At 60.3% G+C, this 26158-nt stretch carries 32 protein-coding genes and 1 pseudogene; 15 read left to right on the forward strand and 18 right to left on the reverse strand.

Annotation, left to right across the window (positions count from 1 at the left end):
• Positions 1 to 174 precede the first annotated feature (174 nt).
• On the forward strand, positions 175 to 1770 hold the full coding sequence (locus tag FHX15_RS09065; protein ID WP_184395786.1) for a serine hydrolase: 1596 nt from the start codon (positions 175 to 177) through the stop codon (positions 1768 to 1770).
• 140 nt (positions 1771 to 1910) lie between these two features.
• Here FHX15_RS09065 and FHX15_RS09070 read toward each other — a convergent pair whose 3' ends face one another.
• The 5 genes from FHX15_RS09070 to FHX15_RS09090 all read right to left on the reverse strand — a co-directional run bounded on the left by FHX15_RS09070 (position 1911) and on the right by FHX15_RS09090 (position 6196).
• Positions 1911 to 2273: a response regulator gene (locus tag FHX15_RS09070; RefSeq protein WP_184395789.1), complete on the reverse strand. Its 363-nt coding sequence runs from the start codon at positions 2271 to 2273 to the stop codon at positions 1911 to 1913.
• A complete protein-coding gene (locus FHX15_RS09075; protein WP_184395791.1) occupies positions 2270 to 4456 on the reverse strand; it encodes a PAS domain S-box protein in 2187 nt (728 codons plus the stop codon). The genes FHX15_RS09070 and FHX15_RS09075 overlap by 4 nt, the downstream gene beginning before the upstream one ends.
• Positions 4457 to 4683: 227 nt before the next feature.
• On the reverse strand, positions 4684 to 5094 hold the full coding sequence (locus FHX15_RS09080; protein WP_184395794.1) for an oxidoreductase: 411 nt from the start codon (positions 5092 to 5094) through the stop codon (positions 4684 to 4686).
• Between the two features lie 221 nt (positions 5095 to 5315).
• Complete coding sequence (locus tag FHX15_RS09085) at positions 5316 to 5837, reverse strand: GFA family protein (protein ID WP_184395797.1); 522 nt, start codon at positions 5835 to 5837, stop codon at positions 5316 to 5318.
• Positions 5834 to 6196, reverse strand: coding sequence for a VOC family protein (locus FHX15_RS09090; RefSeq protein WP_184395800.1), 363 nt, complete (start codon positions 6194 to 6196; stop codon positions 5834 to 5836). Before FHX15_RS09090 ends, FHX15_RS09085 begins: the two co-directional genes overlap by 4 nt.
• 99 nt (positions 6197 to 6295) lie before the next feature.
• On the opposite strand from FHX15_RS09090, the gene FHX15_RS09095 reads away from it, so the two are divergent.
• From FHX15_RS09095 to FHX15_RS09110, 4 genes are all read left to right on the forward strand, one after another.
• Complete coding sequence (locus FHX15_RS09095) at positions 6296 to 6958, forward strand: TetR/AcrR family transcriptional regulator (RefSeq protein WP_184395802.1); 663 nt, start codon at positions 6296 to 6298, stop codon at positions 6956 to 6958.
• A gap of 145 nt (positions 6959 to 7103) precedes the next feature.
• Positions 7104 to 8012: a DUF1003 domain-containing protein gene (locus tag FHX15_RS09100; RefSeq protein ID WP_184395805.1), complete on the forward strand. Its 909-nt coding sequence runs from the start codon at positions 7104 to 7106 to the stop codon at positions 8010 to 8012.
• A gap of 153 nt (positions 8013 to 8165) precedes the next feature.
• Positions 8166 to 8828 (forward strand): helix-turn-helix domain-containing protein, encoded by a 663-nt coding sequence (locus FHX15_RS09105; RefSeq protein ID WP_184395808.1) that lies wholly within the window; start codon positions 8166 to 8168, stop codon positions 8826 to 8828.
• On the forward strand, positions 8821 to 9237 hold the full coding sequence (locus tag FHX15_RS09110; RefSeq protein ID WP_184395811.1) for a HEPN domain-containing protein: 417 nt from the start codon (positions 8821 to 8823) through the stop codon (positions 9235 to 9237). Before FHX15_RS09105 ends, FHX15_RS09110 begins: the two co-directional genes overlap by 8 nt.
• A gap of 102 nt (positions 9238 to 9339) precedes the next feature.
• Here the strand turns inward: FHX15_RS09110 and FHX15_RS09115 are convergent, their stop codons facing one another.
• Positions 9340 to 9717, reverse strand: coding sequence for a hypothetical protein (locus FHX15_RS09115; RefSeq protein ID WP_184395814.1), 378 nt, complete (start codon positions 9715 to 9717; stop codon positions 9340 to 9342).
• Between the two features lie 357 nt (positions 9718 to 10074).
• On the opposite strand from FHX15_RS09115, the gene FHX15_RS09120 reads away from it, so the two are divergent.
• The 3 genes from FHX15_RS09120 to FHX15_RS09130 all read left to right on the forward strand — a co-directional run bounded on the left by FHX15_RS09120 (position 10075) and on the right by FHX15_RS09130 (position 12417).
• Positions 10075 to 10623, forward strand: a complete 549-nt coding sequence (locus FHX15_RS09120; RefSeq protein WP_184395816.1) for an isochorismatase family protein — start codon at positions 10075 to 10077, stop codon at positions 10621 to 10623.
• 555 nt (positions 10624 to 11178) lie between these two features.
• A complete protein-coding gene (locus FHX15_RS09125; protein ID WP_184395819.1) occupies positions 11179 to 11874 on the forward strand; it encodes a VIT family protein in 696 nt (231 codons plus the stop codon).
• 282 nt (positions 11875 to 12156) lie between these two features.
• Complete coding sequence (locus FHX15_RS09130) at positions 12157 to 12417, forward strand: YMGG-like glycine zipper-containing protein (RefSeq protein ID WP_184395822.1); 261 nt, start codon at positions 12157 to 12159, stop codon at positions 12415 to 12417.
• A 103-nt stretch (positions 12418 to 12520) separates the two neighbouring features.
• Here the strand turns inward: FHX15_RS09130 and FHX15_RS09135 are convergent, their stop codons facing one another.
• The 5 genes from FHX15_RS09135 to FHX15_RS09155 all read right to left on the reverse strand — a co-directional run bounded on the left by FHX15_RS09135 (position 12521) and on the right by FHX15_RS09155 (position 15584).
• Positions 12521 to 13324, reverse strand: coding sequence for a phosphodiester glycosidase family protein (locus FHX15_RS09135; RefSeq protein WP_184395825.1), 804 nt, complete (start codon positions 13322 to 13324; stop codon positions 12521 to 12523).
• 387 nt (positions 13325 to 13711) lie between these two features.
• Positions 13712 to 14143: a GNAT family N-acetyltransferase gene (locus tag FHX15_RS09140; protein ID WP_184395828.1), complete on the reverse strand. Its 432-nt coding sequence runs from the start codon at positions 14141 to 14143 to the stop codon at positions 13712 to 13714.
• 116 nt (positions 14144 to 14259) lie between these two features.
• A complete protein-coding gene (locus tag FHX15_RS09145; RefSeq protein WP_184395831.1) occupies positions 14260 to 14634 on the reverse strand; it encodes a hypothetical protein in 375 nt (124 codons plus the stop codon).
• Between the two features lie 226 nt (positions 14635 to 14860).
• On the reverse strand, positions 14861 to 15088 hold the full coding sequence (locus tag FHX15_RS09150) for a hypothetical protein (protein ID WP_184395834.1): 228 nt from the start codon (positions 15086 to 15088) through the stop codon (positions 14861 to 14863).
• Entirely contained in the window at positions 15081 to 15584 is a 504-nt protein-coding gene (locus tag FHX15_RS09155; protein ID WP_184395837.1) for a GNAT family N-acetyltransferase, read from the reverse strand. The genes FHX15_RS09150 and FHX15_RS09155 overlap by 8 nt, the downstream gene beginning before the upstream one ends.
• 618 nt (positions 15585 to 16202) lie before the next feature.
• Here FHX15_RS09155 and FHX15_RS09160 point away from each other — a divergent pair.
• The 4 genes from FHX15_RS09160 (at position 16203) to FHX15_RS09175 (ending at position 17352) form a co-directional block, all read left to right on the forward strand.
• The gene (locus FHX15_RS09160; RefSeq protein WP_184395840.1) at positions 16203 to 16412 is read left to right on the forward strand and encodes a cold-shock protein; all 210 of its coding nucleotides are present in this window, start codon (positions 16203 to 16205) and stop codon (positions 16410 to 16412) included.
• 130 nt (positions 16413 to 16542) lie between these two features.
• Positions 16543 to 16833, forward strand: coding sequence for a cold-shock protein (locus tag FHX15_RS09165; RefSeq protein WP_184395843.1), 291 nt, complete (start codon positions 16543 to 16545; stop codon positions 16831 to 16833).
• A gap of 27 nt (positions 16834 to 16860) precedes the next feature.
• Complete coding sequence (gene rpsU / locus FHX15_RS09170) at positions 16861 to 17106, forward strand: 30S ribosomal protein S21 (RefSeq protein WP_184395846.1); 246 nt, start codon at positions 16861 to 16863, stop codon at positions 17104 to 17106.
• A gap of 39 nt (positions 17107 to 17145) precedes the next feature.
• On the forward strand, positions 17146 to 17352 hold the full coding sequence (locus tag FHX15_RS09175; protein ID WP_184395849.1) for a hypothetical protein: 207 nt from the start codon (positions 17146 to 17148) through the stop codon (positions 17350 to 17352).
• Positions 17353 to 17659: 307 nt separating this feature from the next.
• On the opposite strand, the gene FHX15_RS09180 is transcribed toward FHX15_RS09175, so the two are convergent.
• Positions 17660 to 17863, reverse strand: coding sequence for a hypothetical protein (locus FHX15_RS09180; RefSeq protein ID WP_184395852.1), 204 nt, complete (start codon positions 17861 to 17863; stop codon positions 17660 to 17662).
• A gap of 219 nt (positions 17864 to 18082) precedes the next feature.
• Here FHX15_RS09180 and FHX15_RS09185 point away from each other — a divergent pair, with 219 nt between their 5' ends.
• Positions 18083 to 18808 carry a DUF1236 domain-containing protein gene (locus FHX15_RS09185; RefSeq protein ID WP_184395855.1) on the forward strand — a complete coding sequence of 242 codons (726 nt, stop codon included), beginning with the start codon at positions 18083 to 18085 and terminating at the stop codon, positions 18806 to 18808.
• Between the two features lie 303 nt (positions 18809 to 19111).
• Positions 19112 to 19714, forward strand: a complete 603-nt coding sequence (locus FHX15_RS09190; RefSeq protein ID WP_184395858.1) for an ATP-dependent Clp protease proteolytic subunit — start codon at positions 19112 to 19114, stop codon at positions 19712 to 19714.
• 36 nt (positions 19715 to 19750) lie between these two features.
• Here FHX15_RS09190 and FHX15_RS09195 read toward each other — a convergent pair whose 3' ends face one another.
• The 5 genes and pseudogenes from FHX15_RS09195 to FHX15_RS09210 form a co-directional block, all read right to left on the reverse strand.
• Positions 19751 to 19912 carry a hypothetical protein gene (locus FHX15_RS09195; RefSeq protein WP_184395861.1) on the reverse strand — a complete coding sequence of 54 codons (162 nt, stop codon included), beginning with the start codon at positions 19910 to 19912 and terminating at the stop codon, positions 19751 to 19753.
• Positions 19913 to 19923: 11 nt separating this feature from the next.
• Positions 19924 to 20141, reverse strand: a pseudogene (locus FHX15_RS30930) (hypothetical protein); the annotation flags it as partial.
• A gap of 291 nt (positions 20142 to 20432) precedes the next feature.
• Entirely contained in the window at positions 20433 to 21401 is a 969-nt protein-coding gene (locus tag FHX15_RS09200) for an MBL fold metallo-hydrolase (protein ID WP_184395864.1), read from the reverse strand.
• A gap of 81 nt (positions 21402 to 21482) precedes the next feature.
• Positions 21483 to 22472 carry an alpha/beta fold hydrolase gene (locus FHX15_RS09205; protein WP_184395867.1) on the reverse strand — a complete coding sequence of 330 codons (990 nt, stop codon included), beginning with the start codon at positions 22470 to 22472 and terminating at the stop codon, positions 21483 to 21485.
• Positions 22473 to 22896: 424 nt separating this feature from the next.
• Complete coding sequence (locus FHX15_RS09210) at positions 22897 to 23958, reverse strand: class I SAM-dependent methyltransferase (protein ID WP_184397096.1); 1062 nt, start codon at positions 23956 to 23958, stop codon at positions 22897 to 22899.
• Positions 23959 to 24467: 509 nt separating this feature from the next.
• Here FHX15_RS09210 and FHX15_RS09215 point away from each other — a divergent pair.
• Positions 24468 to 25349, forward strand: coding sequence for a Hint domain-containing protein (locus tag FHX15_RS09215; protein WP_184395870.1), 882 nt, complete (start codon positions 24468 to 24470; stop codon positions 25347 to 25349).
• Between the two features lie 160 nt (positions 25350 to 25509).
• Here the strand turns inward: FHX15_RS09215 and FHX15_RS09220 are convergent, their stop codons facing one another.
• Entirely contained in the window at positions 25510 to 25770 is a 261-nt protein-coding gene (locus FHX15_RS09220; RefSeq protein WP_184395873.1) for a hypothetical protein, read from the reverse strand.
• Between the last annotated feature and the right edge of the window lie 388 nt (positions 25771 to 26158).

Consider the following 26158-nt stretch of genomic DNA (forward strand, 5'->3'; position numbering starts at 1 on the left):
TCCGCCTCGATCGAGCCGTCATCCTTGCTTGTGGCCGACGGCGTCTTCGCCCAACGAAGGGCGACACTGCAGCACTCGCCACCATGGCTGTTTTCGATGCCAAGGCGGAAAAGCGCCTTGAAATTTGCCCGGCTCTCAGCTTCCTTACGGTTGTAAAGTAATGGGGAGGCACGGATGACGGAAGCCGAACGCATCGATCAACTGTTCGAGGCTTGGAACAATCTGGATTCACCCGGCTGCGCGGTTGCGGTCTTGCGAGATGGCAGTGTCGTCTATAAGCGCGGCTTCGGCATGGCCAATCTGGCCCACGGCATTGCGATCGGGCCGTCCACTGTCTTTCATTCGGCGTCCGTCTCCAAACAGTTCACGGCATTTGCCATTCTGCTGCTCGCAGCCGAAGGAAAATTGTCGCTCGATGATGACGCGCAGAAATACGTGCCCGACTTGCCGGATTTCGGCGCACCGATCACGCTGCGACATCTGCTCCACCATACCAGCGGGCTGCGCGATCATTGGGAATTGCTCTCCCTCGCTGGCTGGCGTTACTCCAAGGACCTGATCACCGACGACGATATCCTGGCCGTCGTCTCCCGCCAGCAGGATCTGAATTTCCAGCCGGGCGACGAACATCTCTATTGCAACACGGGTTATGCCTTGCTGGCGCAAGTGGTGAAGACGGTCAGCGGTCAGTCCCTGCGTGCCTTTACCTCGGCCCGGATTTTCGAACCCCTCGGCATGCGCAATACGTTCTTTCGCGACAACTACGCCGAGGTCGTCAGGAATGTCGCCGACGGTTATGTAGAGACGCAGTCCGGGATAGAGATATCCAACACCAATTTCGATACCGTGGGCGCGACCAGCCTGCTGACGACAGTCGAAGATCTCGCGCTTTGGGACGAAAACTTCTACCATCCGCGTGTCGGCGGTCCGGATGTCATTGCTCAAATGCTCGAACGCGGCCGGCTGAACGATGGCAGTGAAATCGGCTACGCCTCGGGCCTCGGCATCGGCACCTATCGCGGTCTGACGATCGTCGAACATACCGGCGGCGATGCCGGCTTCCGCTCCGATATCATCCGCTTTCCAGAGCAGCATTTCTCCGTCGCGATCCTCGCCAATTTCGGATCGATCGTGCCCAGTGACCTCGTCCGGCGGATCGCGGATATCTATCTCGCGGATGTGTTGCAGCCGGCGCCGAAGCCTGGCCCGAGCACGTTCCCGCAGCCCGCCGCGGATGCATTGGAACTGTTGACCGGCTATTATGCCGAGCCGCGGCTAGCCGGACGGGTGGCCCGCCTTGCCACTCGTGATGGAAAGTTGCTGGGGGGCTATGACATCGACTACGACGGCTATGCGCTTGAAGCGGTAGATCATCGTCGTTTCCGTTTCAGCGATTTTCCCAACAGCGAGATCGAACTAGAGCAACAGGAAGGCGAGCCGGCGAGCGAACTGACGTCTTATTTCGATGGCAAGCGAAGACACCAATACCGGCGATTGCCGGCATATACGCCGTCGCCAACTGAGCTTGCCGCTCTGGCGGGCTCCTACCGTCCAGTCGAAAACGACATGCCCTACCAGGTCAGGGTGGGGGAGGCGGGTCTCGTGTTCAAATCCGTGAAGTCCCCGGAAATCAAGCTGACAGCCGTCGCTCCGGACCATTTTCTCGGTGATTGTGACCGGTTTACTTTCACCCGTGACGAAAACGGCCGCGTCACCGGCCTGCTGATGAACAGTGGCCGCATCCGCAATGTCCGCTTCGAACGGCTTTGATCCGTTCGCAGAGGTGGCGCCCTCAAGCGACCGTTGCGTTGGCAGTCGTCGGGGGGGGGCGCGCAGCCAAATTGCGGTAAACTATCGTCCAGCCGCTCGCAGCGATCTTTCATCGGCGTTCGAGACACGCCCGGCTCTCATCAGCGGCTCAATGCCGCCTCGATCGTTTGTTGCAGCTCGCTCGTGGAGAAGGGCTTGCCGACGAGCGGCTGATCGGCAAATTCGTCAGGCAATCCGCTCAGCCCGTATCCGGTGCTGAATATGAAGGGGATCTGGCGTTCGCGCAGGATTTCCGCGACCGAGAAGCTGGGTTCGCCGGCCAGGTTGACATCCAGCACGCCCAGATCGGCCTCGACCTCGGCTGCGACCGCTCTTGCATCGGCAAGCCGCGATACGGATGCGACGACCTTGAAGCCGAGATCATGGAGCATGTCCTCGATCATGAGAGCCACCATGCCCTCGTCCTCGACCACGAGAACCTTCAGGCCGGAAAAGCGTCTCATCCGTTCACCAGTTCTACCGGTATCGAGATGCGGCAGGATATGCCGGCTCGCTCGAAGGCGAAGTCGAACTCGCCGCCGAGGTCGCGCTCGATGCAGCGCTCCATCAGCCGGGTGCCGAAGCCGCGGCGGGTCGGGGGAGTGACAGGCGGTCCGTCATGTTCGCGCCAATCGAGGATCAGCCTCGGGGGCGCGCCGGCCTCATCCTCCAGATCCCAGGCGAGGGACAGCGAGCCTGCCTCGCAGGACAGGGCTCCGTATTTGATCGCATTGGTGGCGAGTTCGTTGAGAGCCATCGTCAGGCTGAGCGCCGTGCGCGAATTGAGCGCAGCAGGCGGCCCGTCGATTTCGATGCGCTCGCCCGCTTCACCGGCGAGCGGCAGCAGCACTTCCCGCGCGAGCAAATCCAACGGGGCATCAGCCCAGTGGCGTTTGGTCAGGAGATCATGGGCGCGTGCAAGCGCCAGCAAACGGTCGTCGAAGCGGCGCAGGAAGTCGTCCACGCCGTCGGAGTATCTTGCCGTTTGCCGCGACAATGACTGCACGGTTGCCAGCGTGTTCTTGACGCGATGATTGAGCTCGTCGATGAGCGTCTTCTGCCTGCTCTCGGCCCGCTTGCGCTCGGTAATGTCGACGAGCATGTTGATGGCCCCGACAAGACGCCCGTCGGCATCGTGAAGCGGCGTCGGATAGGGTATGAAGGGGACCCGCGTGCCATCAGGCCGTTCGGCAATCGCTTCCGCGCCCCGGACCGGGCGGTCTTCCTTCAGCGCCACCGCCATCGGGCATTGGTCATGCGGCAGCGGCGTGCCGTCGAGATTGAACAAACGCCAGGTCACGCACCACATGTCGCCAGGCTGGGGCGTTCGCCCCGACATTTCCACGGCTGCCTTGTTGTAGAATGTAATCCGTCCGGTCGCATCGGTGGTATAGACGGCGGCCGGCAGCGCCTCCAGCAGATCGCGCATGTGTTGCTCGCTCGCGCGGATCTGGTCCTCCATATGTTTCGCAACGGTGACATCCTGGATCACCCTCACGCCGTAGCGGAAGCCGCCGGTCTCATCGCGGACCGACGAACTGTGAATATCGAGATAGACGATGCTGCCATCCGGTTTCGTGGCGCGCTTGCGCAGCACATAGCTGTCGAGTTCTCCGGCCGCCTGGCGTGCATAGAGCGCAGCATCCCGCTCCCGGTCGTCATGCTGGGTGTAATCGCAGAAGGTCATCGTCAGGAGCTCTTCGCGGGAGCGCCCGAGCATCCGGCACAGCGCGTCGTTCACCCGGAGCAGGCGTCCGGCGGAGTCGGCTTCCGAAATGCCGATATTGGCAGCTTCATAGGTCGCCGCCAGTCGATCCTCGCTGTCGCGGCGTGCGCTCTCGGCCTCGTGGAGATCGGTCAGGTCGGTCGTGAAGCAGCGCGTGTTGAGGAACTCTCCGTTTTCAAACCGGCTGTTGGAGGTGATCTGCACGTGCTTGATGGAGCCATCCTTGGCGCGAAGGCGCGCGGGATAGCGATTGAGCTTCTCGCCGCATGACAGTTTCTGCAGAATGTCGCCGATGACAGGAGCGTCCGCATGAAATTCCGCAATATGCCGTCCGACATATTCGTCGGCGGTGTAGCCGAGAAGGGTCAGCTCCGCCTTGTTGGCGCGCTGGATGATGCCGTCGCCGCCAACGATGTGCAGCCCGATTGCGCTGTTTTCGAAGAAATCCTCGAGATCGGCGTTCTTGCGCCGGGCCTCCTCTTCAATGGCTTTCTGCGCCGAAATGTCCTGGAAGCAGTTTATCGCTCCTTGAATCCGTCCCTCGTGGTCTTTGAGCGGGCGGATGTTGACCAGCGCGGCGAAGCGCGAGCCATCCGGCCTTTCGAAGACGACCTCCGCATTGCGCGTTACCGTTCCATCGAAAACGGCCGTCGCCATCGGGCAGGCTTCGTGCGGTAGCGGCGTTCCGTCCGGCAGGAACAGCGCATGCGAGCCGCAGAAACGCTCGCGCCTTTCGTCTAGCGGTGGCGTTCTGCCCCAGAGTTCGGCGGCTTCCCTGTTATAACGGACGAGCCAGCCACTGTCGTCGCAAAGATAAACTGCACCGGGGATGGCGTCGAGCACGCTCGGCGCGGCTGCGACAAGCGCATCGTATTCGCTGATCCTGCGGTGAGCGAGCGGAAATTCCTCGATATTCGACATTGGTTACCTTCCGCTCGCAATCGTCTCGTCGCAATCGGGCGATTGAAGTTTCATATGCAAAAACGCGATCTTTACCCCCCATGCGGCTATCCGCCGAGCCCAAAGCAGCACGTGTAAACGTGCAACTCCAGGATTTGTTTCACACGGTCCGGAAGTTTCTCGAGACACACCCGGCTCGTGGCAGACGCTCATCTGCCACGAGCCGGGCCGCTGCTGCCAAGGGAGGATCAGCAGGCGTTGGCGGCGTCGGGCAGGGTCGAGTTGACCGAAGGCGTGGGCGCCGGGTTGCCGGTGCCGCTGTTGGTCGTGCGCTGGCAATCGTTCGGATCGCCGCCGGAAGCGCCCGGAGTCTGGGTGCCGCTGGATGGATTGCCCGCGCCCTTGATCGAGCCGGTCGAGTTGCTGTCGGTGGAGCCGCTATTGGTGCCGGTGCCGTTCATGTTGCTGCCGGCGCCGTTGCTGTTGGTGCCGTTGTTATTGGTGCCAGAGTTGCTGGTGCCGGCGGTGCCGCTGCCTGAGGTGCTTGTGCCTGAGGTGCCGCTGCCGGAGGCGCCGCCGGAAGCGCCTGACGACTGCGCCATGACAGGGGCTGCCAGGGTGAGAACAAGGGCCGAGGCCGTGAGGATCTTCAGAAACATGGATATCCGCCTTTTCGGTTGGAGCTTCGTAACTGGGACTCAACCTGAGGGAGTTCTCAATGTTCCGTCTTTTGCGGCCTGGACGGGGGAAGGGTGCGCTGCCGTACCAAGCGGCAAGTTCTGGGAACAATGGCGGCAGCCGATCGTTTCCGTTGGTTTTTCCGAGCCGATGCGAAAGCCGGATATGTTCAAACGAGAGGCCGCCCGTCGATCCAGCTTAGTCACCAGGTCAGGGTGGGGCGTCGGAAGCCCATTCCAGCCCAGGCGAGCACGACCCTGATCATGAATTTGGCAGGGTAAGCCGGGTAAGCCGGCAGGCCGTCGCGGCAGGGTCGATCTCCGGTCTTCTGCTTCACCATAAGGCCCATTTCGACGGGAGGGGCGCTCGCGGGCAGGCGATCGCGAAAGATCGTCAGCCAGTGTCCCCTGGTGAAATCGAGAAACATCGGGGTGTTGCAGCACGCAGCTACTACGCGCCGGGTCGGCGAAGCCTCCGTAAGACGGTGCTCACGAAGATGGACTTCGCCGCTGGTAATGGCGACCCGATCCTTGCGGAAAAGGCAGTAGTCCACGCCGCCGTCGGCGCTCAAAACCGGCGGCGCGCCCGGTGCTGCCTCGAACTGGCGGGCGGCCGTGCGGCAATCCCCGCAGTAGCAGACGGCGCTGAGGATCGGGGCGCCGGTTGCCGCCAGCGCGACCTGTCCGCACGTGCAGGTGGCGGATAGCCGGGTTTTCGCGGTCATCGGCTGCCGATCATCATGCGGTTGCCTTCGCTGTCGCGAAATTCGGCGACGGTCCGTCCCGGCTGCCAAGGCGGCGAATGGGGTTCGGTCAGGATCTCCACGCCCTTGGTGCGAAGGGCATCCACGGTCTTTGCGACATCCTCTGCGACGAGGACCAGGACGGGATCGTCGGCGATGTCGCCCGCCCTGGCGCGAATGAAATGGAGCCTGGTCTCGCTTCCGGCGAACGCCAGTTCGATCCACCGCCAATCGCCCCCCATCGGCGCGTCGGCCGCCACCGTGCACCCGAGATTGTCGATATAGAATTGTTTGGCCCGGGTCTGATCGTACACCGGAAGCTCGGCAAACTGGATATGCATGGGCGCGCTCCGCGAAAAACTGGACTGATGAGTCCACTTGTGCAAAACTAGACTGATCAGTTTGATCCTGTCAATCGAAAGGTGTAAGGACGAGACATTATGGCGAAGCACCCGGACACGACCGATCGACCCGCTGGCGAAGGCGGCCGCACGGCGCGAAAGCGCCGGGCGATCCTCGACGCCGGTACGATCGCTTTCTTGAGGGACGGTTACCTCGGCGCCAGCATGGACGAGATCGCGCAGCGAGCCGATGTTTCCAAACAGACGATCTACAAGCAGTTCCTCAGCAAGGAGGCGCTGTTCCTGGAAATCGTGTCCGGACTGACCAATGCGGGTAGCGATGCCGTGCATGACGACATTCCCGCCCTCGAGCCGGACGGAGACCTGCGCGCCTTTCTGGAAGACTATGCAAACCGGCAACTCACTATCGTCCTGACACCCCGGCTCATGCAGCTGCGCCGGGTGGTGATCGGGGAGGTCGAGCGCTTTCCCGCTTTGGGAAAGGCGCTCTACGAAAGCGGGCCGAAGCGGGCGATGGGCGCGATGGCGGCGGCGTTCGAGCGCCTGGCCGCTCGCGGCCTGTTGCGGATCGACGATGCTAGCGTCGCTGCCATGCATTTCAACTGGCTTATCATGTCGCAGCCGTTGAACCAGGCGATGCTGCTTGGCGATGCGGGGATACCGGAACCTGATGCGCTGCGCCGGCACGCCGCGCAGGCCGTGGGGGTGTTCCTCGCCGCTTTCGGCAATCGGCAGGCTTAAACCCCTTCCGCGCGGGGCAGCCGAACCCCGCGCCGAGGCGGCCAATTTGCCGCAGATATCGTTCAATCTATCGAAAGGTAATTGTCACAATCCTGTTCGAATTGATGACTAGACGGGCGAAAAAATCGCGAGCGAGGATCGGCGGATGGCAGAAGAAAAGGCCCAGGATTTGACGGGCGAAATCGTCGATTTCGACGCGGGCCACGGCGAGGCTGCCACCGTCGAGATGGACGACTATTCCAAGAGCCTGGCGCAGGCCAAGGCGAAATCCGTCAAGCTCGTGGACGCGATCACGGGCCACACACTGAAGAAGAAAGACGCCTTCCATTTCGACGACCTGCGCCCTTCGCTTGCCGATTTCGTGCGGCAGAAACATCCGGGCATCCGCTCGGACGATTATATCAGCCGCAAGCTGGTGGACGATTATCGCGGCCAGTACATTGCCGAATTGCTGCGCGACGAGCGCGGCGAGCTCTCCAACCTCGAGGACGAGGTCGTCGAGAGCCTGAAGACGCACGACACGCTCGCCGAAAACATCGAAGAGGATTACGAGGAACACCGCTCGCTCGGCGACCGCGTCGCCGATGTCGTCGCGGCTTTCGGCGGAAGCTGGACCTTCATAATCTCCTTCTGCCTGTTCCTCGCCGTCTGGATGGGCATCAACCTGGCGCTTGGCGAAAAGAACGCCTTCGACGTCTATCCCTTCATCCTGCTGAACCTGATCCTTTCCACCATCGCCGCCCTGCAGGCGCCGATCATCATGATGAGCCAGCGCCGCCAGGAAGCGAAGGACCGGCTGAGAGCGCTCAACGACTACAAGGTCAATCTCAAGGCCGAACTGGAAATCCGCCACCTGCACGAAAAGGTCGACCACCTCTTGAACCGGCAGTGGGAACGGCTGACGGAGATCCAGCAGATCCAGATCGAAATGATGCTGGAACAGGCCAAGGCCGCCAACCGCGCGCTGAAGCTCAGCAAGGCGCAGAAATCCAAGACCAATGCGCTGAAGAACCTGTTCAGCAGCAAACCGGGGGCGGAGGAGGGGGAGGAGTAGGTGGGGCGGGGTTATCGTTGAATCGCGGCGGGGTGCTGCGTAGGGTGGGCTCTTGTGCAGAGACCGAGTGGTGTTTAATATCGGATCGATTGATTTAATATTAGATCGATTGGATCGCTGTCGGATCATCGCTTCGATATTGGAGGGACTATAATGGCCAGAACCAATCCGGAAAGTACGATCAGGTATCCGCTCGACCGTATTCTGGGCGTTGACTCGAACGTCCGGGTCCTGCGCGTGCTTGCGCGTCATGGCGGGCTTCTTTCCAGCTCTGATATCAGCCATCGCGCCCGATTGTCGAAAAGCAGTACCCGTCTCGGCCTCATTGGGCTTGAGGCGGCGGGCATCGTGCAGGCTGAAGGCTCGGGATATAACAGGCTCTACAGATTGAATGTCCGGCATGATCTGTCGTCAGCGATCGAGGCGTTGTTTACCGCAGAAGATCGCCGTTTTACCGCCATTCTCGATGCGGTACGCAATGGCCCCGGCGACCAAGCACGGCATGTCGAGAGCCTGTGGGTCTATGGCAGCGTTGCGCGGGGAGATGACCATTTCGACAGCGATCTGGACGTTGGCGTCGTCGCGGACGCCGTTCACCTGAAAGCAGTCGTCGAGGCGATCAGGGCAGGTCTCGTCATTCCTTCCGAACGCCTGGCTTTTTCTCCAAGTGTTGTTGGCCTCGATCTCGATGATGTCCGCCGGCTTTCCCGCGACGACGATCCCTGGTGGTCCAACGTGGTGCGGGATGCCACGGTGCTCGCAGGCCGGCGTCCCGAAGAACTTTCGCGCGCGCCTGGATTTGCTTTCAGTGGCTAGAACCGGATCGACGAAGAAGAAGGATGCCACCTATATTTCCGGGCGACTGACCGTGGCCCGGGCCTATCTCAAGGAAGCCAGGAACAGCAATGATTGGGCTGACCCGGGCGATATCGGCAACCCGTCAATCTCGGCGGTCAAAAATTGCGCGATTGCTTATGCCGATGCTTTAACCGCAAAATATCGCGGCGAAATCAATCAGGGCGACCACAGTGCTGTGGTCAAGCTGCTTCGGGCGGCCCTCGGCAAAGAATTACCAAACCGTCAGGAGGCCAATCTCAAGGCGCTTCTGGACCAGAAGGACGAGGTGCAATACGGCTCACGGTCCAAGACGCGCGACGATGCCGAGCGCGCACTGGAGCGCCTGGAAGAATTGGTAACCTGGGCTGAAGCCCAGCTTTTGAAGTAGGACGAATTTCTTCTTTCATCTCCGGCGGGGGAACCCGAGCCGAGGGTACCGCGCGGCACGCCTCTTTGTTCTGCTAGGATGAGCGGCTGCCGGTTCAGGCGATCACCATGAGTTGAGGCCGAGATCACGGCTGCCGCTCATGACACGCGCCGCGTTCGCACCGACCTTGTTCCAGGTCTCGCAGATCTCTTTTCCGGCGTCCCGGCCGGCCTTCCAGGTTCGGCAGAATTTGTTGCCGGCGATGTGCCATTTGCCTTCGATCGGGATTACGTTCCCGCTGTCGAGCTTGACCTGGCCTTTGGCGGTTCCGTCCTTCGATATGGACAGCGTGCCGCTGTATCCTTCCTTCGGTCCGCCCAGGGTGAGCTCCTTGCCATTCGACAGCAGGGCCGTCAGTTCCTTGCCCGTCATGGCCGTCGCGGCGATTGCGGGGATTGCGCCGATAAGAAGAGTGACTGCGAATGCTGTGATGCGCTTCATGTTTCTTCCCTCCATCTTGATGTTGATGATCTTCGATCGCGTCTCCCAAACTGCCGGGCAATGATGCGCAGCAGGTGTCGGTAACAACAACTAGCCATTGTTGATTATGCGAGGAAAGTAGGTTGGCGGCCGAGGATTGTTCTAGCGGATGTTGCACTACCTTGAATTGTGCAGCCATGCGAAGCGCGCGAAAGTATATGTCTTCACTGCCGGGGCCGGCGCCAGACCCTAGCCACGATCACAACTGCATGACCTCAGCCCCTCGCGACATTTCGGGAGGGACTTGCTGCGCTGCAAATGGTAAAGCTGAAATTACATTCCGAGAGCGTCATCCACCGAACCTGAAGGGCATCGACCATGACGACTGCACTCCTCATCATCGATATGCAGATGGTCATGCAGGAACGGCTCGATGCCGGGCGCGAGCATGTGAACGGCGAAGCGGGGCAGAATATCGCAGCCCTCATCGCCGCCTTCCGCGCCGCCCGCAAGCCGGTCATCCATATCAGACATGTCGAGGCCGACCCGGCATCCGCACTCTACAAGGATGCGCCGGGATGCCGGCCGATGCCTTGCGCCGAGGCGCGTGATAACGAGCCTGTCTTCATCAAATCCACCTCGTCGGCCTTTGCCTCCACCGAGCTCGACGGCTATCTGCGCGAGGTCGGCATCACGGATCTGGTGGTGGTCGGCGCGGTCGCCGGCTTCTGCGTCAATACGACCGTGCGGGCGGGCTCGGATCTCGGCTTCAGGATGAGCGTCGTCAAGGATGCCGTGCTTGGTTTCGACCTGCCGGACGCCGATCTCTCGGCACGCACGATCTTCGACGTGACGATGGCGCATCTAAAATCCGATTTCGCGGAGATGGTCGAGACGCAACAGCTGGTGGCGATGCAGCCCGCCTGACCTTGGGTAAGGTTTAGCGCATTCTGGATCGCGAAAATGCTGTATCTCATTGTTTTCACGCGATTCTGAACGCGGCGCCGATGCGCCTCTGGTGGATTGCACCGGAACGGGTCGTCTTTGGCGTCTTGAATTCTTCAGCGCAATTCTATGTTGTTAAGCTCGATGGAATGCCCCTTCAGATAGCCGGAGAGGACGAAATCGATGAATCGCACGTTCCTTCTCGCCGCAGCAGTAGGGACGGTCGCTGCGCTGGCCGGCTGTCGCAGTGCGGCTCCTGCGGCCGATATCACGCGAGCGGAAATTCCCGCGGGGAGTGCAACCGTCAGAGCCGGCCTGCTCGACGCGAAAAGAAAACAACAGCAACACCAGCGGCCGCTCACCGATTTCCAGACCCGTTGCCACCAAAGGAATGGCGCTCTTCACTGCCAGACGACGGGTAATTGAGTGTCGGCGCAGCCCCCTGACGTCTCAGACAAACGCCTTGTTTCGACGTTGATCAGGCAAGGCGACATCGCCACAATCGAACCCACCGGAACGCGGTGACGGGAGATGAATATGGTCAGACCGCATGTCGAAAGCCATCTTATCGCCCGCATTGGCTGGCTGCGGGCAGCTATTCTTGGTGCAAACGACGGTATCGTGTCGACAGCCAGCCTTATCATGGGCGTCGCCTCCGCATCGCCAGGGACATCGGAGGTGCTGGTGGCGGGCGTGGCGGGCCTCGTCGCGGGCGCGATGTCCATGGCTGCGGGCGAATACGTTTCGGTCAGCTCGCAGGCGGACACGGAGAAGGCCGACCTCGCTCGCGAACGTGTGGAGCTTCAGACGCAGCCTGAGGCGGAGCTCGACGAACTGACCCGGATATATGTCGAGCGGGGCCTCACTCACGATGTGGCGCGGCAGGTCGCCATTCAATTGTCAGCCAACAATGTCCTGGAGGCCCATGCCCGAGACGAACTCGGAATTGTCGAACATTTGGAGGCGCGCCCAATTCAGGCGGCCCTGACCTCGGCGGCAACTTTCGCCGTGGGGGCTGCCTTGCCCCTTCTCATGGTCATCCTTTCGCCTGCACGGACACTGATCTACTCGGTCGCCATCGCATCGCTGATCTCCCTGGCGCTTCTCGGTGCCATAGGGGCGAGGGCAGGCGGTGCCAGTGTTCTGAAAGCCAGCGCCCGCGTGACGTTCTGGGGTGCCTTCGCCATGGCGTTGACGGCGGGGATAGGTGCGATCGTAGGCACGGCGGTCTAGTCTGAGTCCGGCCCACAAGGATTTTCGATGGTAGAGCGCCGCAAATGCAACGAAAGGTAGTTCGTCCCTCTGGACGTCGTTCAGACCGGCTCTATTTCGATATGCGGCAGATCAAGGAGGGAACTATGTCTGAACTCATAGTGCCTGGTCTCGATAAAGCTGACTGCTCCCTTCTGGTCGCCGGATGATAAACGCGTGCTCTGCCTTTAAAATATTGATCCTCCAGCGACCGGCAGGGGTTCAAGGTCCTCACGACCGGTGTAAACCTGAAAGGAAAAAGCGATGCGTCGTGTTTTAACTTTGTTGCTTCTGAGCGGAGCAATCATTGCAGGCTGCACTCCAACACAGCAAGGCGCCGGAATAGGTGCCGCCACAGGCGCCGTGGTTGGCGGCGCGGTGACGAATAACGTGCGTGGCGCCGCTGTCGGGGCGGCAATCGGCGGTGCTGCAGGCGCGGTGATCGGCAACGTCGCGGGGCAACCCGGGCAGTGCTATTATCGGGATCGGTATGGCCGACGTTTCGTAGCGGCTTGCCCTCGATAAACTGACGTGACGATGGCGCATCTCAAATCCGATTTCGCCGAGATCGTCCAGACGCAGCAGCTGGTGGCGATGCAGCCGGCCTGATGGCCCTCTGCAAAGAGGCCTAGTCGCGCTTTTCTTCCACCAGCCCCAGGATCGGGCCGTAGCCGCCGTGCCAGGATGTGTCGTTGCGGCCAAGGGCCGGATTGTAGAGCCCGGTGCCGTTTCCGCCGTCGAGGAAGAGGGCATTTTCGCAATTCAGTTCGTCGCGGAAGAAGCGTGCGAAATCGTGGAAGTTCACGCTGTCCTCGCTGATGACGAAGCGGAGTGTGCCGTCGCTTGCAAGGCCGACGCCGTTGCGCCGCGTGCGGTCAGTCGAGCCCAATATGAAAATCGGGTTGATCTTGCCTTCCATGACCAGCATCGGGCCGGATTGGGTGGCGAGGCGCGCTTTCGGCCCCTGCTTCAGGAAATCCGCAGTCGGGATGATATGGGCGCCGGCGTCATCGAGATAGAAGATGCCGTTCGGCTGCTTGAAGAAATTCGGCACCGGGCCGGACACCTTCGGCGGCGCCTCCCTGTTGACCGGGATCAGCGCCTCGCCATCTTCGACATAAAGCCCCATCGGCGTGAAATCCTCGCGGTACATGCCGGCATTCATGGCAAAGAGCAGCCGATGTCCTTGCCCGGTGACTGCTTCGGCGACGCCCGAAAAGAGACGGTAGGGCGTGCCTGCGGCATCCTTCCAGAACAGGCGCAGATCCGCCTTTGCGGCATCGACGCTGCAGACGACATAGGCGATGCCTTCGAAGGTCTGACGGGTGCAGGGGTTTGTGGGTGCGGGCCTGCTGCCGTCATCCGGGGCCTGCGCTCTGGCGGCGAGGGTGCCGGCAAGGAGCAGGATAAGGGCGAATAGGGTGCGAGGCATAGCATCTCCTGATAGCGTGAGGTTACAAGCAGGGTGCTGGGCGCACAACGCTCTTCGGCTTCGGCTGAAATAGTGGTGCAAACCAGTCGCGCCGCCCGTCTCTAGTCAGCTTTGACTCCATAGACGGCGGGGTAGAAGTTTCGTTTGTGCCCTGAGCCCCCTCATCCGCCTGTCGGGCACCTTCTCCCCGCTGGGGAGAAGGGGTGTCCCGCGCCGTCTCCGTTTACAACGAGGCGTCGTATGCCTCGTTCCCTCGCCCCAGCGGGGAGAGGGTTAGGGTGAGGGGGCTCCGGACTGTACCGCGCCATTCTTTATCGGAATTATGGAGCAACTGCCACGAACGGATAACGATGAGGCGTTAGCAGCTTTGCCGCCAATAGCGGGCTTCTACGAGATCATCTTGCGAAGCTGAATACCCCCGTAATTGTCAGGCTCGAAAGTGAATGGCGAGTACCCCAGCCTCAGATAAAATCCAGATGCGCTGGGACGCGCGTTGACCAGAAGCTCCTTGATCCCCAGCGACAAGGCGAGCCGTGCCACTTGATCCATAAGGGCGGTACCATGTCCTTGTCGTTGTAAATTGGAAACGATTGCGACGAGGCGGACGATGGCTTTATTGTCGCCTTTCTGATCAAGGCGCACAGTTCCTATTGGGGTTCCTTCGAATTTCAAAAGAAGCGACAGATTTTCCGCCTTTACCTCCTCTGGGCCATTACGAATGTACTCCTCGCTCCCACCGAATAAGACGTGATGCCTAATCTCGTGATAGGCGGCGGCATCGTTAGCGCTTTCGATCAGGGTCAGTGCATAGCTCTCCATGCAGACAATGTATACGATGTCCGCTTCGAGCCGAAAGCGGCGTTTGGTGGCATTGCAATATAATTCCGTGCTTCAGCGCCGTTCGTCGCGATGCGCGCTGATCACGCCAACAAAAACTACTTTGCGTGAACGCCAAGCAGGTCGAACTCGTCGAGCAGGCCGACCACCTTCTTGCCGTCGAACGTCTCGGCGCCGATGATGCTCTGGCCGTCGTATTTTTCGGCCTGCAGGATGATGACGTATTTGTTCTCCTGGCGGAAATAGCCGTATTGCGGGATTCTGATATCGAGCGGCTTTCCGTAGCCTTCGCCGTCCTGGCCGGTCGCGAAGATCGCGGTGCCGTTATCGACATCTTCCGGTGCAGCGCCCCGGCCGGTCAGAAAGCCCGAGTTCGGCAAGGCCGGCCATTTGGCGGCGCCGCTGAAGAGCAGGGCGGCGCTGAGCGCGATGGCAAGCGTCCTGATGGGTTTGAACTCAATTGCCTTTGCCATGGTCCACTCCTGCCACAGGAGGAAAAGGCGAGGGATGCGTCATCTATGAATTCTCCATGCAGCCGGAGGTTCCCTAAATCGCCAACCGGAGGCAAGGGCAAGACAGGATGGCAGCCCTGCACAATTTTATTCGCAATGGCGCATATAGGCGAGGGGTTCGGATGGTGCCGCCGGTAGCTAGATACCGGTGGAGGCAAAACCGCTGTTCACTTTTTGCTTCGTTGTTTCACGCAATTCGATCAAAACCGGTGCGCACTTTTTCTGGAACTGCTTCAGTTCTTGCCTCACGCAATTCCGGACGCAAAACCGCTGCGCACTTTTGCTGGAATTGCTTCTCTGTTTCTCCCAATTCCGGACGCAAAACCGCTGCACACTTTTGCTGGAATTGCTTCTTTGTTTCTCGCAATTCCGGACGCAAAACCGCTGCGCACTTTTGCTGGAATTGCTTAGCCATCCGTCTCGCGCGTCATCTCGATCATCGTCGGGCGGAAACCCATGGCGGCAAAGAGGCTGCGGGCGGTTTCGTTGCGGTGGGCGGTGGAGAGCACGAAGCGTTCCGCGCCGCGCGATTTGAGGCCAGCCATCGCCGCTTCCATGAGCATCCGGCCGACGCCCTTGCGCCGGCGGGAGGGATCGACAAAGAGATCGTGGATGACGCCGGCCGGTCCGCGCAGGGCCATGTAATCGAAGCCTTCGAGCTCGGCATAGGCATAGCCGAGCAGCGCGCCGTCCTCTTCGGCGACGATAACGATGACCTCGGGCCGCGCCAGCTGGCTTTTGAGGAACTGCGCGTATCTGAGCGGCGTGCTTTTGGCCGCTTCGATGAAGCGCTTCGCGTCCAGTTCATGATGCAGCGCGACGAGCCGGGCGCCGAAGCCGCCGAGAATGTCCATGTCGCCGGCCCTGGCCGGGCGGATCGTGACTGCATGTTCAACCGGCTTCGTCGGCATGGTGGTTCCAGTGGTTTTGCGTCGTGGCGCGTCGGGGTGGGCGAAGATGATGATTACATTGCGGCTGGGTGTAAGGCCATATGCTGTCTGGGTGGTGATGAAGGCTCCCGAGTCGCCGTTGTCGGGGCCATATCCTTTGTCTTCAGGTTGTGCCGTGGGGCACCCCCTCCGTCCTGCCGGACATCCCCCCAACAAGGGGGAGATCGACATGTGGCGTGCTCCTCCCATCCATCCACCGTTCCGGCAGTTGCAACGCTCATTGTCTGGGGAAGCGAGTGCGCCCAGCCGATCTCCACCCTTGTTGGGGGAGATGCCCGGCGGGACAGAGGGGCTACCCGACAGCACACGGTTGCTTGCGGGAGGGTCTCCCAGTCATTCTGATAATAAATATTCTACCTAAAAATCAGATATTTATAGCAAAAACCTGCGATCGATTCGATGTTTTTCGCCAGCGTCTGTTGCCAAATTTAAAATTGATCTTATATTGCGATCATCGACCATTGCTTGTGACGTCATTCAAGGGCCTTTGCGCTCTCGTCAGATTTCCCTCCAAACAATCGACCCAAGCCCGCAGGGTATCGCGGGATTTTTCAACGGTTACTTTGAAAGGAGATCGTTATGAATACAGGTACAGTCAAGTGGTTTAACTCCACCAAGGGTTTTGGTTTCATCCAGCCGGACAACGGCGGTACGGACGTTTTCGTCCATATTTCCGCAGTTGAGCGCGCAGGCCTGCGTTCGCTTTCGGATGGTCAGAAAATCACCTACGACATCGTGCAGGATCGCCGCTCGGGCAAGAGCTCGGCTGACAATCTGCGCGCCGCCTAAGAACTTGTCACGACTTCGCGCGACCACGGATGTACTGGCGCGCGAGGGCGATGACTGAGGCCAGCAATGGCCGGGGAAGGTCGGGAGTAGTCCCGGCCTTTTATTTTTTTCAATTCCTAAGGAGAACGATATGGTAAACCGTCGTTACCGACCGGGTGACACCATCATGCTCAAGCATGGCGTTCTCGGCAGTGCCCAGCCTGCGGGCTCCGGCAATATTCTATCCATTCTGCCGGCCGCGCAGGGTTTTGCCCATTATCGCGTCCGGTTCCAGAACGAGAATTTCGAGCGCAGCATCCGCCAGGATGATATCGACATCCAGGCATCACCTTCGGCGCCGTTGCTTTCAGAAGCAGTGTCGGCACCCGAAAAGACGAAATCGAGCTGGATCAATTCGAACGTGATCCGCATCAAGAAGTAGCAGCGAAACGCTGATTAAGGAGAAAACTTGCAGGTACTCGTCCGAGACAACAATGTCGATCAGGCGCTGCGCGTGCTGAAGAAGAAGCTGCAGCGCGAAGGCGTGTTCCGCGAGATGAAGGAACGCAGCGCCTATGAAAAGCCGTCGGAAAAGCGTGCCCGCGAAAAGGGCGAGGCCATCCGCCGCGCCCGCAAGCTCGCCCGCAAACAGGCGCAGCGCGAAGGCCTCCTGCCGGCACCGAAGAAGAAGGTGATCGCCCGCGGCGGTCGCTGACGTTTTCCCGGTTTCCGAATCCATCGAGAAGGAGGAAACATGACCGAGACGAAAGACACATTCTTCAAGCCAGAAAAGCTTTCGCCGCAGGCAAAGGCCGAGCAGACGACATCCGTCGCCAAGACGATTCTCGCCAGCGAAGCTGCCGCCCGTCAGAAGAAAACGGAAAAGCTGCGTGCGCTGAGGCTCGCGCAGGAGGTGCCGGAAATGCCGGCGAAGAAGGTCAAGGCGGTAAAGAAGCGGTAGTTTGTTTTGGTGGGGTATTGCGGGCTGTTACCCGTGGCCCCCTCATCCGCCCTTCGGGCACCTTCTCCCCCAGGGGAGAAGGAGTTTTGCCGCAATGCCCCGTTTCCTATCAAACGTCTCATTCTATCGCGGACAGTGCCGCGAACTCCCCCTTCGCCCGTCGGGGAGAAGGGGGCCCGAAGGGTCGGATGAAGGGGCCACAGGCGCACATCCTGCTTGTTTTGGTGGCGCGTAACAGCAAACGCCAACGCACAAAAAGGCCGGGGTTTCAAAGCCCCGGCCTTTTCCATAAGGACGTTTGCGGATTTCAGTGCAGGGTGATCGCGCGCTCCGGGACGGTGATCTCTTCCTCTGCCAGGCCGCTGAGTGCGACGACCACCTCGTCAAGCGACCAACCGACGCTGAGGGCATGATCGACCATCAGGTGGAACTCGCTGTCGAGATATTCCTTGCAGTCGTCGAGGCGATCCGACGAGATGACGATGGTGCGTGCATTCAGGACTTTGGTCATGGCCTTATCCCTTTTTTTCTTGGATGATAACTGGCATGACAAGTCATTGTTCCAATCTGGCCGAATAATTCCCGACGTAAGACTTGAGATCCTTAGAATTAATGAGGCGATCGGGAACTATTCTTGCACTCTTCAGTTCGGTGAGACGGCCAACGGAGCCGCTTGAAGCGACCGTTGGATCAAATGGCACGGCGCGCCTGGAATCTGAGGAGATTCACCATGAATACCACTCGTCTAACCATGATACTGGCGGCCTTGTCGATCAGCGTATCGCCGCTGACAGCATTCCCAGCATCGGCCCAGCAGAGCTCCGGCCAGTCGCAATCCGGCTCCGGCCAGGCGAAGCCGGGATCTGATCAGTCAAAATCCGGTTCCGATCAGTCGCAGTCAGGCTCCGCGGCCTGCCAAACACCTGATGCATCGGGCGCCTGCCCATCTCAAGGCAAGGGCAACCAGGCGCAGCAGAAGTCAAGCAAGGGCGCGGACATGCAGCAGAACGCCCAGCAGCCCTCGAAAACCAACCCCTCGGCCGGCGGAACCGAAACGGGCAACGCATCCGGCGGTGCCACGACGAAACAGCCCGGAGCGCAACCGGATTCCGGCAGCGCGATGACGAAGCAGAAACAACCGAGCGGTGAGACCACAGGCAGCACCACGACGAAGAACCAGACCTCGAACACGACGACCGTCAACATCACCACGGAACAGCAGACCGAAATTCGCCAGGCCGTAAAGGAAGTTCACGTCGCGCCCGTGAAGGAGACGGATTTCACGGTGTCTGTCGGAACCACGATCCCGAAGAAGGTCCACCTTGCAAAACTGCCGGACCGAATCGTGAAGATCGTGCCAGAGTACAAGGGTTACCGCTACTTCGTACTCGCAGACGGCCGCATCGTCATCGTCGATCCCGACAGTCTCGCGATCGTTTATATCATCGAGGCTTAGGTGCTGACGGCGGATTCTGGCTCGTTTCGGAGCCGCCGGTAGGGCATTCCGATCTTGCCCGAATATGACAAATGCAAACCCTCCCCAACCCCTCCCCACAGGTGGGAGGGGCTACCCCGGCGGCACCGCCTCGCTTCTTTCGAAACGCCGGAAGTTTGTTAAGCCGGCGCGGCAGGTTAAGCCCCTCCCACCTGTGGGGAGGGGTCTTCACGACGGTTCAAGCTGGCATGGCATCGCCTGCCGCTAAGCGCCCCTTGCGGGAACATCTGCCCCGCTGCCCGGTTTCGGGAACGGACCGAACGGATGAGGCATCAGGCGATGGAAGAGACGATCAGCGGTTGGAACGGGGATGCAGACAGGTTTCTGTTCGAACCGAACGTCTTCCTCAATGGCCCGATTGAGGAACAGACCATTCCCAAATTCCTCGATCAGATGGCAGCTGTTCGCGCCGGCACTCAGGATCTCGTTCTCGAACTGAACACGATCGGCGGAGACGCCGATGCGGCGCGGCGGCTCGCGCTGGAGATCAGGCTGTTTACCGCCCGTTCAGGCCGCTCGGCCTATTGCGTCGGCAAGACCTATGTCTATTCCGCTGGCGTGACCATATTGGCCGCCTTCAAGACGCAGAACCGCTACCTGACCTCGGATGCGGTTCTTCTGATCCATGAGCGCAGGCTCCAGCAGAGCCTGGAGCTCACAGGGCCGATTGCGGCCTGCATCCAGATCGTCCGCGAGAAACTCTCGATGCTGGAGACGGGCCGGCGGCTGGAAATGGAGAGCTTTGCCGAGTTTGTCGAGGGCAGCAAATTATCGGCGAGCGAGCTTCTGCGCCGGGCGGAATCCAATTGCTACATGACGGCCGGAGAGGCGCTCGAACATGGGCTGGTCGGCAGGGTGCTTTCGTGAGAGAGGCGGGATTTCTCCCGCCTCCATCGAACCGGATCAGCGGCGCTGATCCTGTCTTTCCTGCTGGTCCTGGCGGTTCTGCTGGCCGCCCTGCCGGTCGCGCTGGCCTGCCTGCTGGTCACGCTGGCCGCCTTGCTGCTCGCGCTGGCCACTCTTTTGTTCGCGCTGGCCCTGATTACGCTGTTCCTGCTTTGCCATGGGAAAGTCCTTTATCCGTATTGGGGGGACTGCCTAACATGCATGGCGTGCCATTGTTCCAGCTCGACGAAATCTAATATAAAGGGCGTTTCGCTCGCGCGGCAGGAATGGTGATATCCAGCGTCGAACGCCACTTTGCTCAGCTTCATCTCGCCTGCCTGCGCGCCGAGCTCGAGGCCGGTTCCTGGGCCATGGAGGCGGGCGTGCAGATCATGGCTGAAGCGCCGAAAGGGCCGGCTAGCTCGAATATGACAAACGCAAGACCCGCCCCAACCCCTCCCCACAAGGACCCCACAAGGTGGAGGGGCTAGCCCGGCCCGCACAGCGTCGCTTCTTTCGAACGCCCAAAGTTTGGAAAGCCGGCGCGGCAGGTTAAGCCCCTCCCACCTGTGGGGAGGGGTCTTTTTCAGTGTACAGCCCAGGCTGATGGCTGACAGATGAACCGGCTTGATGGTCGACAAGTCATAGTGTGTCGGAAGGAGGGCTTCCGACGGCCATGCACACCGCGGAGAGTGTCCGTTCACACGCCTTCGTAGACCAGGCGGGTGAAGAGCGCCGGCGAGATCGCCCAGTTCCCGAAGACGGGGTCCCATTCCGCCGTGGGCTTGGCGGCGACGGTGTCTTCCGCGCTGCGCCCGTCCTTCTTCAGCCTGGCGACGTTTTCCCTGACCCCGACGAGCATGTCCCGCCAGGCGGTGAGATCCTTCTTGCTTCCGATCTCTCCATGCCCGGGGATAACCATCGTCTCATCATCCACCATCTTGACGTTCGCCTCGGCGGCCTGGATCTGCCCGTCGATGCTGCCGCCCGTCGAATAGTCGATGAAGGGATAGACGCCGTTCCAGAAGGTGTCGCCCATATGGACGACATTGGCTTCCTGGAAAAAGACGGAGATGTCGCTGTCTGTGTGCGCGGGACCGTAGTATTTCAGCCTGATCGTCTGGCCGTTGTGCTTCAGCGTCTCCTCGTCTGACTTCATCAAGGCTGTCGGCAGGGCCCCCTTCGGCGACGGAGGGAAGTCGAAGTTCCAGTCCTCGACGCGGGTCGCGGCAGCCAGATGCTTGAGCGAGTTCGGGTGGGCCATGATCACCGCGCCCTCCGAATTCAGCCACTCGTTTCCATCGGTGTGGTCGAAATGCCAGTGCGAGTTGATGAGGTGCGTGATCGGCTGTTGACCGAGGTCGGCCAGAGCTTTCTCGATCCTGGGGCGGGAACCTGTGAGCCCGGCATCGACGAGCAGCTTCCCGTCGTCGCCGACGAGGACGCCGATGTTGCCTCCGGAACCGGAAAGCGCGCTTATCCCGCCGCGAAGCGTGGCGGTCCTGATGTCTGCCGCGGCCGCCGCCTCACGGAACTGGATGACGATACTCTTCGCCGCGGCGAATACCTCTGCCGGCGTCAGCCATCCTCCGGAGGCGGCAAAGGTTGCTCCACCGAGGCAGCAGAGGCAGAAACCACGTCGTGACAGTGCATAGTCGTGCTTGTTCATTTCCGGCTCCATCAGCGTTGACAGTCTCGGTAAAGAGAGGGCCACCATACAGGGAGGCGAGCGTGGTGGCTGGGCCTCGATCTAGTTTCGGTTGAGCTTCCGATCGAGGAAATCGTGGATCAGCGGCGCCATCTCGGGCAGCTTGTCTTCGAGCGCGAAATGCCCGCTGTCGAGAAGGTGCATCTCGGCGTGGGGCAGATCCCGCAGGTATGGCGACGCTCCGTCCGCCGGGAAGATCTTGTCGTTCTTGCCCCAGACGATAAGGGTCGGCGGCTTCTTCTCGCGAAAGAATTCCTGGAATTTCGGATACAGGGGGACGTTGGTCCCGTAGTCGTGGAAGAGGTCCAATTGAATATCGTTGTTTCCGGGACGATCAAGGAGCGGCTGGTCGTGCCCCCAATTGTCGGGGTCGATGTGCGTGATATCGCTCATCCCATCGGTGTATTGGAACTTCGTGGTTTCAGGTTTGAACAGCACCATCAGGGCCTGGCGGTTCTCAGGCGTATCGTTCTTCCAGTACGCCTTGATCGGGTCCCAGAATTCCTTGAGCCCTTCCTCGTAGGCATTGCCGTTCTGGACGATCAGTGCCGACACGCGATCGGGATGCTTCAACGCGAGCCGATAGCCGACCGGGGCGCCATAATCCATGAGGTAGACAGCATATTGCTTGATATCCAGCTTGCCCAGCAGGCTGTCGACGATGTCGGCATAGTGCTGGAAGGTGTAGGAGAACTTGGTGTGATCGGGCGCGTCGCTCTGCCCGAAGCCCGGATAGTCGGGTGCGATCACATGGTACTTGTCGGCGAGTATCGGGATCAGGTTCCTGAACATGTGCGACGAGGTCGGGAAGCCGTGCAACAGGAGTACGACTGGCGCGTCGGCTGGTCCAGCCTCTCGGTAAAATACCTTGGTGCCGTCGATATCAACCGTGTGGTAGGTAACCTGCGGCACGACGAGCCCGTGCTCGACTGCGGACTTCTTGGCGGCAAGGGATGTCGTTGGAATGGTTGTGGACGCGGAAAGCGCGAACATCAAGACAAGCGTTGCCCGGCTCAACATCAATCTGTTCATTTCAACCTCCAGGGTGACGGCGAAACTGATTGATCTTGGGCATGGTCGGCCGTCGGATGCCCTGGATTGCTACGCCTGACGAAGCTCCAGGACGAGTTAATTGTCGTAAGGCGTCGTCAATTTGCATGAGGTGTCGAGACGTCAGGAGTTCGCCGGGCTAACGCCGCCCCTGTACCTGTTCACACGGGTCTAGCGGGGCCGTCTGCTCTCCCGTGATTGATCAGAAAATCAGCAAGGTAGTGCGCTGTGGCCCCCTCATCCGCTCTTCGGGAACCTTCTCCCCATTGGGAAGAAGGGGTGTCGTTGCCGCCGTGTTTGGCTCCCCTTCTCCCCCCGGGGAGAAGGTGGCCCGAAGGGCCAGATGAGGGGCTCCGGGCGCCACCTTCCGGTCCTCTTGCGCGAAGCTGTGCGCCGTCAAACCCATTCAGGCCCGCACTTCGAAGACCATGTTGAACGGCGTTTCGCTCGCGCGGCGGAAATGGTGATATCCCGCGTCGAACGCCACCTTGCGCAGCTTCAATTCGCCCGCCTGCGCGCCAAGCCCGAGGCCGACTTCCTGGGCCATGGAGGCCGGTGTGCAGATCATTGCCGAGGCGCCGTAGTAGACGCGGCCGACGGGATTGAGATTATCCTTCAGCCCGTCATGGGCGAAGGGCTCGACGATCATCCAGGTGCCGTCCTTGGCCATGGTCTCGCGGATATGGCGGCCGGCGCCGACAGGATCGCCCATGTCGTGCAGGCAGTCGAACATGGCGACGAGATCGTAGTTGCCGGCGGGGACTTCCTTGGCGCTGGCCTTGTCGAAGCTCACCCGATCGTCGACGCCGGCCTCCTTTGCCGCCATCCTGGCGCGCTCGATCGAGGGGCCGTGATAGTCGAAGCCGTGGAAGTGCGATTTCGGGAAGGCCTTGGCCATGAGAATGGTCGAAGCGCCGTGGCCACAGCCTATATCGGCAACTTCCGCCCCGCGCTCCAGCTTTTCCTTGACCCCTTTCAGCGCGGGAATCCATTCCTCGACGAGATGGCTGTTATAGCCTGGGCGGAAGAAGCGCTCGGTGCCGCGGAAGAGGCAGGTGCTGTGTTCATGCCAGCCGAGGCCCTTGCCGGTGCGAAAGGCATCTTCCACCTTCGGCTCGTCCATCCACATGGACTGCACGATTTCGAACGCGCCGCCGAAGAAGGCGGGGCTGTCCTCATTGGCGAAGACCATCGCCTGTTCGGGCGTCATGAGAAATTTGTTCGAGGCCTCGTGCCAGGTGATGTAATCGGCGGCGGCCATCGCGGCCAGCCATTCGCGCACGTTGCGCTCGGCGAGCCCCATCGTTTCGGCAAGCTGCATCGAGGAACGCGGCCGCCCGTCCATCATCGCCTTGAACAGGCCAAGATGATCGCCGAGCACGACGAGAACGCCCGACACACTGGCGCCGAGATCGCCCACCAGACGGCCGACGAGCGCATCGACCTTCTGCATGTCGGGCTGCTTCATATCGGCTTTCTGCCCACCGGATTTAGGATCGGATTCACGGATATCGGATTTCTGCATGGCACCCTCCATAGATGCGTGCGCCCCAGCCCGATACGTCGACCTGCCGCAGATTCTAGGCCGGGGCAGCGGACAGTCAATGCTGCATTCGGGTGAGGGCGGGTGAGGGCGAGGCGAGGGCGTTCTGAACATCATGGCGGGCGGCGGCGTGCAGCTTAAAGCTCCGCGCGGTCAAATAGGCCTCGACAAAAACAGAAAAGGGCGGCTCCTGACGGTGAGAGCCACCCCTTTTCCTACCGACTCTATGGCGCCAGCAGGACTGTAACTAGCGGACGAAGCGCGGCCCGCAATCCGACCAAAGTCCGGTGCCTTTAGAGACCAAAGTCCAAAGCCTTAGAGAGAATGCACTCTCCCTTTTCGGTAGATACTACCGCTGTTCTGCGAAATTGTATGGGATTGAACCTATTGTAAAATTCGCCGGTGTTACTGTTTTCAAAAAAAGGACACCAGGTATGTCATCCACGGAAGATCCGAAGCTGCCACGCGATGTCGCGCGCAGACATTTTCTAGGTGTTACTGCCGCCGCCGGCGCTAAGCTTGCTGGCTTTGCAGCCTTGGCGACGGCAATTTCGACGTCTCCCATAAGCGCCATGGGGCGCCGTTGGGGGCGGGGCGAATCTGGTGGACATGGAGGCTGGTGGGGTGGACACGGAGGCTCCCATGGCAGTCGTCCCGATGGAGCCTCTGGTGGCGGTGGCGCAAACTGCTTCCTGCGCGGGACGGCGATCCTGACGGATTGCGGTGAAAAGCCGGTCGAGGATCTGCGCATCGGCGACCGCGTTGCCCTTCCCGACGGCAGCGCTCGTCCGATCAAGTGGATCGGCCGCCAAGCCTTCAAGAGGAGCGGCGCGCGCTGGCATAAAGACGTCGTGCCGATCCGCGTCTCCCGCGGCGCGCTGGACGGTCGCACACCACATTCCGATCTCTACCTGTCGCCCGGACATGCGCTGTTTCTGGACGGCGTTCTGATCCAGGTGAAAGAACTGGTGAACGGCAAGACAATCGCACCGGTCATTCCGGCCGACGACACCGCGATCGAGTATTACGCCCTCATGCTCGATACGCATGAAGTCATACTTGCCGAAGGGGCAGCCGCCGAGAGCTTCCATCTCAAGGATAGCAATCACGAGATCTTCTCGAACTTTGCCGAATATAAGCGCCTCTATGGGGAAGAGAAGGTCGTGATGGCATCCTATGCGCCAGTGCTGGGAGGCGGCTGGATGCACTTGAAAGCGCTTCTCCTGCTTGGCGTTTCTCCACTCGTGCCGAGGCGCGATCCGCTCGGCGAGGCCTGTGAGAAGATCAATGCGCAAGCCAAGGAGCTGTCGTTCTGACAAGCCGCACGGCTGAGCGTTATACCCTGCCGCTGCAGCGGCAGGGTGATCCTGACGAACTACAAGGCCATGACGACTTCTCCGCAGTCACTTCTGCAGAACAAGCTTCTCGCGCTATTGCCACCTGCCGATGACCAGCAGGTTGCGGTCTCGGGCGTGACTACCAGCCTTCGGCCCTGAAGTTCGCAAGAAGAGTTGCCTCCAGCTCATCGCAGACGGCAACGTAGTGGTCCAAAATCATTTCGTGATCGGAGGTGTCGCTCTGCCACTTCGCTTTTGCCATGAGGGCATCACCATATGTTTCGATAAGCTCGGTCCAACGGGATGCTACCGGCACGTAGGGCCTCAGTTCAGGATGCCTGTCGAGCAAGGATTTCAGACCAATTTGGAAACTCTCTGAGCTAGCTTCTTTCTCTGCCATGTACCTACCATTTCGCCTTCTCCCGCTGTTTTCGGGGACCAAACCTGAATGCGAGATGAAGAGTGACGCGCTGCCGGATGCGCTCGCAAGGTTCTTCGACCGCATGCGCGCGCGGCCCTCGGAGATCCAGGCGCTTGCCGAGGAGGGACTGGGCTGATTTGGTGGCCGGGCACGTTCTGATCCGGGAACCGCCCTCCAGGCAAGTCAGGACAAACCGTATCCACTTATCCATCGTACAGGTCTCTTTCCACAGCATCGGCAAAGCTCTCCTTTGCTGTCGGAAGTGTCCACTATGTCTCCGGTCTACACTGTCCACTAAGTCGCCGGTTCGGACCCAGGGAAAACCCCTCCCCAACCCCTCCCCACAAGGGGGAGGGGCTTGAACTGC

This window comes from Rhizobium sp. BK650 (assembly GCF_014195325.1).
In the GTDB taxonomy this organism is placed as follows: domain Bacteria; phylum Pseudomonadota; class Alphaproteobacteria; order Rhizobiales; family Rhizobiaceae; genus Rhizobium.